We start from the raw sequence: 9,838 nt of genomic DNA on the forward strand, positions 1-9,838 counted from the left end.
CGATGGATTTCTGCCGCATTGTTGGCGACCACGGCCCTGATCCCCGGCGTCGCCGGGGCACAGGCGCAGGCGGCGCCTGCTTCTGCCCCGGCGCCCGCCCCTGCCGTCGAAAGCTACGCCGACCTGATCTTCACCGGTGGCAAGGTGGTGACGGTCGACAGTGCCGATCGCATCACCGACAGCGTCGCGGTGCGCGGCAACCGGATCGTCGCCGTTGGTGACGTGGCGGAATGGCGCGGGCCGCAAACGCGCATCATCGACCTGAAGGGGCGCACGCTGCTGCCCGGCTTCATCGACGCGCATTCGCACGTCGCCGGCATGGCCAATGTCGAGGCCAATCACATCAACATCCAGGTGCCGCCGCTGCGCGACGCCAATGCGATCATCGACACGCTGCGCGCGGCGGCCAAGACGAAGCCGGCGGGCGCGTGGCTGATCGGCCAGGGCACCTATAATCAGGTGATGCCGACGCGCGCACAGCTCGACGCGGCATTCCCCGACAATCCGGTGCGGCTGGACTGGAGCGCCCACGACACGATCATCAATCATCGCGCGGCGGTGATCCTGGGGATGGGCAAGGATTTCCCCGATCCCCCCGCCGGCTCGCCCGGCCGCTATGAGCGGACGCGCGATGGCGAAGTCGCGATCATCCGCGATGCGCCGGTGACCTGGCCCAGAAGCGAATTCACCTACGCCCAGATGAAGGAAGGCGTCCGCGCGGTCCTGGACGATTTCTATCTGAAGAAGGGCGTGACGACGGTATCCGATCTGTCGCCGCCGCAGGCCTATCGCGCGATGATGGAGCTGCGCAACGAGGGTCGCCTGCCGACCCGCGTGCGGATGAACTATCTCGCGCGCAGTGTGACCATGGCCGAGCAGTTCCTGGAATCCGGCGTCTTCACCGGGCTGGGCGACGACATGCTGCGCGTCGGCGCGCTGAAGATGTTCATGGACGGCGTATGGGGCACCACCGCCGCGACCTATGAGCCGGCGTGGAAGGGTTCGGGCACCACCTGGGTGCCCAACAACATGGGCGGTACCAGCATGGACCAGCCGACGATCAACAAGATCATCCTCACCGCGCGCGAGCGGGGGTGGCAGGTGCAGATCCACGCCAATGGCGACCGGGCGCAGGACATGGTGCTCGACGCGTTCGAGAATGCCAACCGCCTGTCGCCCAAACCCGATGTGCGCGACCGGATCGAGCATTTCGGGCACTTCCTGAAGCTTGACCCGGCGCGTACCGAAAAGCGGCTGGAGCGGCTGAGCGAACTGGGCGTCATCCCCTCGCCGCAGATCGCGTTCCTGTGGCGGCTGACCGACGTCAACATCAAGGAACCGGGCGTCAAATTCTTCCCGCTGCGCGACCTGATCGACCGCGGGCTGCAGCCACCCGGCGGCGTCGACACGGTGGGCACGCAGAATTTCGCCACCAACCCGATGTTCTCGATCCAGCGCGCGGTGCATCGCGACACCAAGTTCGGCCGCATCGTCCAGAAGGATCAGGCGATATCGGTGATGGAAGCGATCAAGATGTTCACCATCTGGTCGGCCCGCGCCAATTTCATGGAAAAGAGCCTTGGCAGCATCGAAGTTGGCAAGCTCGCCGATCTGGTGGTGCTGGAGCAGGACCCGCTGACCACGCCGTCGGCGAAGCTCAGCACCATCCCCGTCGCGATGACGGTGGTGGACGGCAAGGTCGCCTACGAGCGGCCGTAAAGCGGGCTAGGGCCACGATCAGGGCAGCGGGCGGCGTGATGCTGCCCGCTGCTTTTTTTGTTTCTGTGCTGGATCCGGGAAGGCGTGCTGCGCGGTGGAACCTGCCGCGCGGCGTTCCCGCCTGCCCCTGCCCCCGCCCCTGCGCCGCCCCCGCTCCCCGGTCAGGAGCGGCAGGCGGCGCCAGTATTATTCATTGATCGCCGAGATATTCGGCCAGCGGCGTATCCAGCGGGGGCCGGCGCTCGTCTCGCTCGGCGGCGTCGATCCGCTCGAACGCATTCTGGACATAGCGCACACCGACCCAGCGGAACGGCTCGATCTCCCATTTGGGCGTGCGGCGGCGGTGGAAGGGCAGTTCCTCCAGCCCCGTGCTCCATCCGCCGATCAGCCCGGCGAGCAGCCGCGCGGCGAGCGCGCTGGTCGAGACGCCGCGCCCGGTATAGCCGTGGAGCGACGCGATCCGCGTGCTCTGGTCGAAATGGACGGTCGGCAGCCAGTCGCGCGGCACGCCCAGGAAGCCGCCCCATTGATGGGTGAATTCGACTTCGCCGAGCTGCGGCCACCATTCGTGGACGTTGCGGCGCATCGATTTAAACGTCGCCTCGTCGGTGATCGCGCTTTCCGAGAGCGCCGATCCGAACAGATAACGCGCGCCGCGGCTGCCGAACAGGATGCGGCCGTCCGCCGTGCGGGTGAGATAGTTCTTGGTGTGGACCTGCGAACTGAGGCTCTCGCCCCCCGCCCAGCCAACCGCCTGCCATTGCGCATCGCTGAGCGGCTCGGTCAGCACGATCATCGACGACATGGGCAGCAGCGTGCGGCGATATCCCGGCACCTGCGCCAGATAGGCCTCCGCCGCCGTGACCACGGCACGGCGCGCGACGACGGTCCCGCCCGTGGTGGTGATGCCGGACTGCGGCGCGGCGTTGACCGACAGCGCGGTCGTATCCTCGTAAATGACCGCGCCCATCCGCTCGACGAGGCGCGCGAGCCCGCGCACGAGGCGGCCGGGATGCACGTTGGCACCGGCGGCCGTTTCCAGCGCGCCGAACAAGTGCGTCGCATGAACGCGCTCATGCGCCTCGGCCGCGTCGATCACCCGGTTGTCGCGGTCGAGCCCCAATGACTGATAGGTGGCAAGCGTCCGGCGCAGGCCGGCCATCTGCCCCTCGCTGCGCGCCAGGCTGAGGAGGCCCGTCTCGCGGAAATGTGCGTCGATGCCCTCTTCGAGCAGGGTGGCGCCGATCTCCTTCACCACCGCCTGCTGCGCGAGGATGGTGTTGCGCGCCATGGCGGGGCCGAAGCGGCGGATCAGCGCGCCGGGATCGACCGGGAAACGCGGCGAGCACCAGCCGCCATTGCGGCCCGAGGCGCCGTAACCGCAGATCGACCGCTCGACGATCGCGATCTCCAGCGAGGGATCGCGCTTCAACAGGTGATAGGCGGTCCACAATCCCGAAAAGCCACCGCCCAGGATCGCGACGTCGACGTTGATGTCGCCCTTCAGCGGCGCGCGCGGTGTCAGATCGTCACCGGACGTGCCGAGCCAGAAATCGTTCGGGATCGGGCCCGGCGCAGCGGCCGGCCCGCTCACGACGCCTGCTCTTCGTCGAAGACCATGAAGACCTTGCGGCTGGTTTCGACAATGTCCCAATGCCCGCGGCTGTTGGCGGGAAAGTGCGCGACGTCACCGGCGCGCAAGGTGATCGGGTCCCCGCCCCCTTCCGGGGTGAACACCGCATGGCCGCTGAGAAAATGGCAGAATTCCGCCTGCACGACCTGGCGGACCCAGCGGCCCGGCGTGCATTCCCACACGCCAAGCCGCGTCGTGGGCCGGGAGGAGGATGGCAGCGCGATCGAGCGGACCTGCGAGATGGGGGTGCCGAGCGGCACGGGCACGTCCTTCGGCTCCGGCGCGCCGGCGAACAATTCGGTGACATTGAATGTTGTGGCAGACATTTCGATCGACACCCTCGCAATCTTGTTCGCTTGGGCATGAGACAATCGTGCCGGGGGTAAGAGTTGAGATCAGCCTCACCCCCGGTGCAGATAAATCACCACTTCACGTGGGTTGCAGGACCCGGTCGAGGAACTGGCGGGTGCGCTCCATCGTCGGCGCGGTGAGAACCTGCCGTGCCGGCCCGTCCTCGACGATCACCCCGCCGTCGATGAACAGCGCACGGTCGGCCACTTCGCGGGCAAAGGCGATCTCGTGAGTCACCACCACCATCGTCATCCCCTCGCTGGCGAGCGCGCGGATCACCGACAGCACCTCGCCCACGCGCTCCGGGTCGAGCGCGGAGGTCGGCTCATCGAGCAGGATCGCTTGGGGGCGCATGGCGAGCGCACGGGCAATGCCGACACGCTGCTGCTGACCGCCCGACAGCTGCGACGGATAAGCCGCCGCGCGTTCGGCCATGCCGACCCGGTCGAGCAGCGCCAGCGCGCGCTCGCGCACCTCCGCCACCGGCTCACGCAGGACCTGCACCGGCCCTTCCATGACATTTTCCAGCACCGTGCGGTGGGGGAACAGGTTGAACCGCTGAAACACCATGGAAAGCTGACGGCGGATCTGCGGGAGGGTGCGGTCGGACAGGAGCAGGCCGTTCACCGTCACGATGCCGCCGTCGTGCCGTTCCAGCCCGTTGATGGTGCGAAGGATGGTCGACTTGCCCGAACCGGACGGCCCGATCAGGCACGCCACCTCGCCCGCCGCGATCGCGAAATCGACGCCGCGCAGGATCGGGCGATCGCCGAACGACTTGGTGACCCCGGAAAGCGTGATCATCGCCATGCAGCCTTTTTCTCGAGCGCGCGCACAGCCATCGCGAGCGGAATGCTCGCCGCGAGGTAGAGGAGCGCGATCAGGACATAGACGGTCCCGTTCTTGAAAGTCGCGATGGCAAGCAACTGGCCCGACCGGGTCAGCTCCGCGACCGTGATGGTGGAAGCGATCGAGGAATCCTTGAGCAGCATCACCGTCGTGTTACCGAATGATGGCAGGGCGGTGCGCAGCCCCAGCGGCATGACAATGCGGCGCATGATGAGGCCGCGCCCCATGCCAAGCGACGTGCCCGCCTCGATCAGCTGCGGATCCACCGCCTCGAACCCGCCGCGCAGGTTTTCCGCCTGATAGACCGAATAAGCGATCCCCAGCCCGATCACACCGGCCCAGAAGGGCGAGAAATCGATGCCCCATTCCGGCAGCACGAAATAGACGAAGAACAATTGCACGATGATCGGAATACCGCGCACCGTGTTGACGATCACGGCGTTGGCCGCGCGGAGCGAGGCGTGGCGGGACATGCCCATCAGCGCCCAGACCATGCCCAGCGCGAAGCTGACCGCCAGCGCGCACAGCGTCAGCAGGACGGTCGTCCACAGCCCGCGCGCCAGCACGGGAAGGAACGAGATGGCATCTGTCAGAAACTCGTTCATGCCGCGCTCGAAAGCCCCCATCTGCTGTTGATGGCCGGTATCCGCGTATCGACCAGCCGCGCGATCGCATCGTTCAGTGCCGGCAGGCGCGGATCGTCGCGCCGCATCACCAGGCACAGTTCCTCCCGCGCCGGCGCACGGAATTCCTCGATGAGCCGGACATTTCGCCGGCTGCCGACGCGCAATTGGTACCGGACGATCGGTTCGTCGCCATAGCCGACGTCGATCCGGCCGTTTTCGAGATCGCGCAGGATGTCGGCGAGCGATTCATAGGTCGCAACGTTGCTGGCGCCCGCCGCCTCCAGCTGATCGACGAAGCGCGACCCGACCTGCGCGCCGGTGCGCAGGGTGCCGATCTGATCCAGCGAGCGCAGCGAACGGCGATCGTCGCCGCGAACGATCAGCGCGCCGGTGTAGCGATAGACCGGCTGGCTGAACGCCACGATCCGCTCACGCTCCGGGGTGCGCAGCCGCGCGGCGGCGATCACGTCGATCTTGCGTGCGACCAGCGAGGGGATCAGCGCCGAAAAGGGCGTGATCGCGGTTTCCACCCCCAGCCCCGCCGCCTTGACCACCGCGGTCGCGGTGTCGACCATCGACCCCGTCAGCTCATTGCTCCACGGGTCGACAAAGCTGAACGGCACCCCGGTCGGCGACGATCCCACCACCAATGTGGAGGGGTCGCGATCGCGAACGCGGCAGCCCGCCAGAACCATCGCCGCGGCAGGCACGGCAAGCAGATCCCGGCGACGCAGGCCGAGCGGCTCATTCATTACATGCGATCTCCGCCGCGAGCAGCTTGATCGACACGTAATCGTCGATGCCGAACACCGACCCCTCGCGGCCGAAGCCGGATTCCTTGACCCCGCCGAACGGCGCCACCTCGGTCGAGATGATCCCGGTGTTGAGGCCAACCATGCCATATTCCAGCCGCTCGCCGACGCGCGTCGCGCGCGCGCCATCGGCGGTGTAGAGATAGGCGGCAAGGCCGGCGGGCGTATCATTGGCCATTCGGATCGCATCAGCTTCCCGCGCAAAGCGGGTCAAGCCTGCGAGCGGCCCGAACGTCTCCTCGCGCGTCAGCAGCGCGTCGGCGGGAACATCACCCAGCAGCGTCGCGGGAATGAAGTTTCCGTCGCCCCCGCCGGCAGCGACCTGCCCCTCGGCAAGCACGCGCGCGCCGCGGGCCAGCGCGTCATCGCGATGCCGCACGACCTTTTCGACCGCCGCCTGGTTGATCAGTGGCCCCTGGTCGGTGACGCCGGCAAGGCCATCGCCGGCCCGCAGCGCGAACACGCGCCGCGCCAGCGCCTCGGCAAAGGCGTCGTAAATGCCGTCCTGTACCAGGAAGCGGTTCGCGCAGACGCAGGTCTGGCCGGTGTTGCGGAACTTGGACGCCATCGCGCCGTCGGCCGCGGCCTCCACATCGGCATCGTCGAACACGATGAAGGGCGCATTGCCGCCGAGTTCCAGCGACACGCGCTTCACCGTCTCCATGCAGCGCGCGGCCAGCATCTTGCCCACCGCGGTCGAGCCGGTGAAGCTGAACTTGCGGACGCGAGGATCGCGGGTGAGGACGTCGCCGATCGCTTCGGCGTCGCCCGCCACCACGTTGAAGACACCGGCCGGTACGCCCGCCTCCTCCGCCAGCGCGGCGAGCGCCAGCGCGGAGAGCGGGGTCAGCTCCGACGGCTTCAGCACCACGGCACAACCAACCGCCAGTGCGGGCGCGACCTTGCGCGTGATCATCGCGGCGGGGAAATTCCACGGTGTGATCGCCGCCACCACGCCGACCGGCTGGCGGATCACCGTCAGGCGCCGGGTGGGCGTGTTGCCGGGGATGACCATGCCATAGACGCGCCGCGCTTCCTCGGCGAACCACAACAGGAACGAGGCGGCATAGGCGATCTCGCCGCGCGCCTCGGCCAGCGGCTTGCCCTGTTCGGCCGTCATCAGCCGGGCGAGATCATCGGCATTGGCCAGCATGAGATCGTGCCAGCGGCGAAGGATCACCGCGCGGTCGCCGGCGGAACGCGCCGCCCAGGCGACCTGTGCCGTGGTGGCCGCTTCGACCGCGCGGCTGGCGGCCGCAGCGCCATGCCGCGCGACCGAGCCTACCAGCGCGCCGGTGGCGGGATTGTGGACATCGAAAGTGCCACTGCCCGCATCATCCCATCGGCCGTCGATATAGGCGCCGGTGCGCAGCAGCGCGGCGTTGCCCAGGGTGAGCGCGGTCATGCCGCCAGCGCCCGCTCGATCGCGGCCAGCCCCTCATCCAGCACCGCGTCGGACGCGGTCAGCGGCACGAGGATCCGGATCGTTTCCCCGCTGGTCCCGCAGGCGAGCAGGATCAGCCCTTCATCCGCGGCGCGCATCGTCACCGCCTTGGCGCCGTTGACGGCGACCGCGCTGCCGCCGCGCTGCTCCATGATGTCGAAGGCGATCATCGCGCCCAGCCCGCGGATATTGCCGATCGGCAGCAGATCGCTTCGCGCGCTCATCGCGGTCAGCCGGTCCTTGGCACGCCGCCCGATCGCGTCGGCGCGGTCGAGCAGCCCCTCTTCCGCGATCACGTCGAGCACCGCGAGGGCAGCGGCGCAGGCAATCGGTGAGCCGCCATAGGTGCCACCCAGACCGCCCGGCTCGACCCGGTCCATGATCGCGGCGCGGCCGATGACGCCCGACAGCGGCAGGCCACCGGCCATCGACTTGGCCACGGTCATCAGGTCGGGCTCGACGCCGCTATGCTCGATGCCGAACATGCGGCCGGTGCGCGCGAAGCCGGTCTGCACCTCATCGGCGATCAGGAGGATGCCGTGCGCATCGCACAGGCGGCGAAGCTCCTGCAGCAATTCCGTCGGCGCGGCGTGGAAGCCCCCCTCCCCCTGCACCGGCTCGATGATGATCGCCGCGACATCCTCGGGCGAGAGATCCGCCGCGAAGAGATAGTTCAGCGCGCGCAGCGTATCCGCCACCTCCACACCCTGGTGCGGCACCGGGAACGGCAGGTGGTAGACCCCCGGCGTCGGCATCCCGAAGCCACGCTTGTACGGCGCGACCTTGCCGGTCAGCGCCATGGTCAGCGCGGTACGGCCGTGGAAGCCGCCGGTGAAGGCGATGACGCCCTGCCGCCCGGTTGCGGCGCGGGCGATCTTCACCGCATTCTCCACCGCCTCGGCGCCGGTGGTCAGCAGCAGCGTGCGCGCCTCCCCCGAGAAGGGCGCCAGCGCGTTCAGCCGCTCGGCCAGTTCGACATAGGGGCGGTATGCCGTCACCTGGAAGGCGACATGGGTATATGCGTCGAGCTGTTCGCGCACCGCGGCCATGACGCGCGGGTGGCGATGGCCGACGTTCAGCACCGCGATGCCGCCCGCGAAATCGACGTAGCGGCGACCGTCCTCGTCCCAGATCTCGGCATTTTCCGCGCGGCTGACGAAGAGCGGAAGCCCGGTCGCCACACCAGCGGGAACCGCGGCCGATCGACGGCTCAACAGGTCAACATTGCTCACCGTCATCTCCTCCAGCTTCCGGGTGGCAAGTCTGCGATCCGGCGGCCGGGCGGCAAGTTGATTACGCTGGTTGGAACGGTGACCGGCGGTCACCAAGCCGGCTCAGTCGGGGGCGACGATCGCGCGTTCGATCCAGCGGCGGAAATCGGTGAGCGCAAGGCCGCGCCAGCGCGTGCGGCGCGTGGTGAGCATGTAGGAGCCGAGGTGAACGGGCGCGAAATCCCCCACCTCGACCAGCTCGCCGCGGCGGATGCTGTCGGCCACCAGCAGCGTGTTGGCGAGCGCCAGCCCCTGCCCGCGCCGGGCCGCGGCGAGCGTCAGGTGGCCCTGCCAGTAGCGCGGGCCGCCGAGATTTTCCGCCCCCGCGACGCCATGGCTTTCGAACCAGCGGCGCCACTGGTCGAAATTGGCCTCGTGCAGCAGCGGCAGGTTGAGGAGATCGGCGGGGGTTGCGACCGGCGGGAGGTCCGCGACGAAGGAGGGGCTGGCCACCGCCAGGATCCGCGGGCGGGCCAGTTCCTGGGTACGGAAATCGGGGTCGAGATCGGCCTTCTGCGCGTCGATGACGTAATGGATGTACGCATCGACATCATGGCCCACCGCGCCGGGCGTGATCTCGATCGGCTGCAGTTCGAGTTGGATATCGGGAAAGGCGGCGGAGAAATTGCCGATGCGGCCGGTCAGCCATTCGGAGGCAAGGCCAGGGGCGCACCACAGGACGAGATTGCGGTCATCCTGCTGCGGCATGAAATCGAGCGCGGCGGCGGAGATTTCAGCGAGGCTGCGCGCAATGGTGCGGTGGAACCGGGCGCCATGCGGGGTCAGTTGCCCCGCGACGCCCGACGCGCGATCGAACAGCGGGACGCCGGCCCATTCCTCCAGCGCGCGCAGGTGGCGGCTGACCGCGGCGTGATCGACCGACAGCGCCTCCGCCGCGCGGCGGATGCCGCCGCAGGTGCCGATCGCCTCAAACGCCTTGAGCGCGGCGAATTGGGGCAGCAGCCGGCGCTGCTGCACCGTCAGGCCATAAACCGCAGGATTGTCCGACCGTCCGCTGTGTCCGTTGTTCGCCATGAGAACGCGATAACAGGTGACGGGGCGGGACTGTCAATCATGCGCGGTCACGGCTGGCGGAGGCGGGTGGTATCTCCGCGCAGGCTTTTGGCTTTTTC

The 9,838-nt window shown here is 68.2% G+C and carries 9 protein-coding genes; 1 reads left to right on the forward strand and 8 read right to left on the reverse strand.

The features are described from left to right. Nucleotides 1-21 precede the first annotated feature (21 nt). A complete protein-coding gene (locus CA236_RS17240; protein ID WP_164518982.1) occupies nt 22-1,719 on the forward strand; it encodes an amidohydrolase in 1,698 nt (565 codons plus the stop codon). Nucleotides 1,720-1,909: 190 nt separating this feature from the next. Here CA236_RS17240 and CA236_RS17245 read toward each other — a convergent pair whose 3' ends face one another. The 8 genes from CA236_RS17245 to CA236_RS17280 form a co-directional block, all read right to left on the reverse strand. Next, nucleotides 1,910-3,313: an FAD-dependent oxidoreductase gene (locus CA236_RS17245; RefSeq protein ID WP_241212732.1), complete on the reverse strand. Its 1,404-nt coding sequence runs from the start codon at nt 3,311-3,313 to the stop codon at nt 1,910-1,912. Further along, nucleotides 3,310-3,678 carry a cupin domain-containing protein gene (locus CA236_RS17250; RefSeq protein WP_125946558.1) on the reverse strand — a complete coding sequence of 123 codons (369 nt, stop codon included), beginning with the start codon at nt 3,676-3,678 and terminating at the stop codon, nt 3,310-3,312. Before CA236_RS17250 ends, CA236_RS17245 begins: the two co-directional genes overlap by 4 nt. A gap of 103 nt (nt 3,679-3,781) precedes the next feature. Then, nucleotides 3,782-4,507: an amino acid ABC transporter ATP-binding protein gene (locus CA236_RS17255; RefSeq protein ID WP_125946563.1), complete on the reverse strand. Its 726-nt coding sequence runs from the start codon at nt 4,505-4,507 to the stop codon at nt 3,782-3,784. Further along, entirely contained in the window at nt 4,504-5,157 is a 654-nt protein-coding gene (locus tag CA236_RS17260; protein ID WP_046406403.1) for an amino acid ABC transporter permease, read from the reverse strand. Before CA236_RS17260 ends, CA236_RS17255 begins: the two co-directional genes overlap by 4 nt. After that, complete coding sequence (locus CA236_RS17265; protein ID WP_125946559.1) at nt 5,154-5,930, reverse strand: ABC transporter substrate-binding protein; 777 nt, start codon at nt 5,928-5,930, stop codon at nt 5,154-5,156. Before CA236_RS17265 ends, CA236_RS17260 begins: the two co-directional genes overlap by 4 nt. Then, entirely contained in the window at nt 5,923-7,395 is a 1,473-nt protein-coding gene (locus CA236_RS17270) for an NAD-dependent succinate-semialdehyde dehydrogenase (protein WP_125946560.1), read from the reverse strand. The genes CA236_RS17265 and CA236_RS17270 overlap by 8 nt, the downstream gene beginning before the upstream one ends. Next, complete coding sequence (gabT, locus tag CA236_RS17275) at nt 7,392-8,672, reverse strand: 4-aminobutyrate--2-oxoglutarate transaminase (RefSeq protein WP_125946564.1); 1,281 nt, start codon at nt 8,670-8,672, stop codon at nt 7,392-7,394. Before gabT ends, CA236_RS17270 begins: the two co-directional genes overlap by 4 nt. A 96-nt stretch (nt 8,673-8,768) precedes the next feature. Then, nucleotides 8,769-9,740: a LysR substrate-binding domain-containing protein gene (locus CA236_RS17280; RefSeq protein WP_125946561.1), complete on the reverse strand. Its 972-nt coding sequence runs from the start codon at nt 9,738-9,740 to the stop codon at nt 8,769-8,771. Nucleotides 9,741-9,838 lie beyond the last annotated feature (98 nt).

Source organism: Sphingomonas sp. ABOLG (assembly GCF_003950435.1).
GTDB classification, from domain to species: Bacteria; Pseudomonadota; Alphaproteobacteria; order Sphingomonadales; family Sphingomonadaceae; genus Sphingomonas; species Sphingomonas panaciterrae.

Excerpts from the sequence above, each read along its gene's own strand:
- CA236_RS17270 (WP_125946560.1), bottom strand. The coding sequence starts at position 7,395 with ATGACCGCGCTCACCCTGGGCAACGCCGCGCTGCTGCGCACCGGCGCC.
- gabT (WP_125946564.1), bottom strand. The coding sequence starts at position 8,672 with ATGACGGTGAGCAATGTTGACCTGTTGAGCCGTCGATCGGCCGCGGTT.
- CA236_RS17265 (WP_125946559.1), bottom strand. The coding sequence starts at position 5,930 with ATGAATGAGCCGCTCGGCCTGCGTCGCCGGGATCTGCTTGCCGTGCCT.
- CA236_RS17260 (WP_046406403.1), bottom strand. The coding sequence starts at position 5,157 with ATGAACGAGTTTCTGACAGATGCCATCTCGTTCCTTCCCGTGCTGGCG.
- CA236_RS17250 (WP_125946558.1), bottom strand. The coding sequence starts at position 3,678 with ATGTCTGCCACAACATTCAATGTCACCGAATTGTTCGCCGGCGCGCCG.
- CA236_RS17255 (WP_125946563.1), bottom strand. The coding sequence starts at position 4,507 with ATGATCACGCTTTCCGGGGTCACCAAGTCGTTCGGCGATCGCCCGATC.
- CA236_RS17280 (WP_125946561.1), bottom strand. The coding sequence starts at position 9,740 with ATGGCGAACAACGGACACAGCGGACGGTCGGACAATCCTGCGGTTTAT.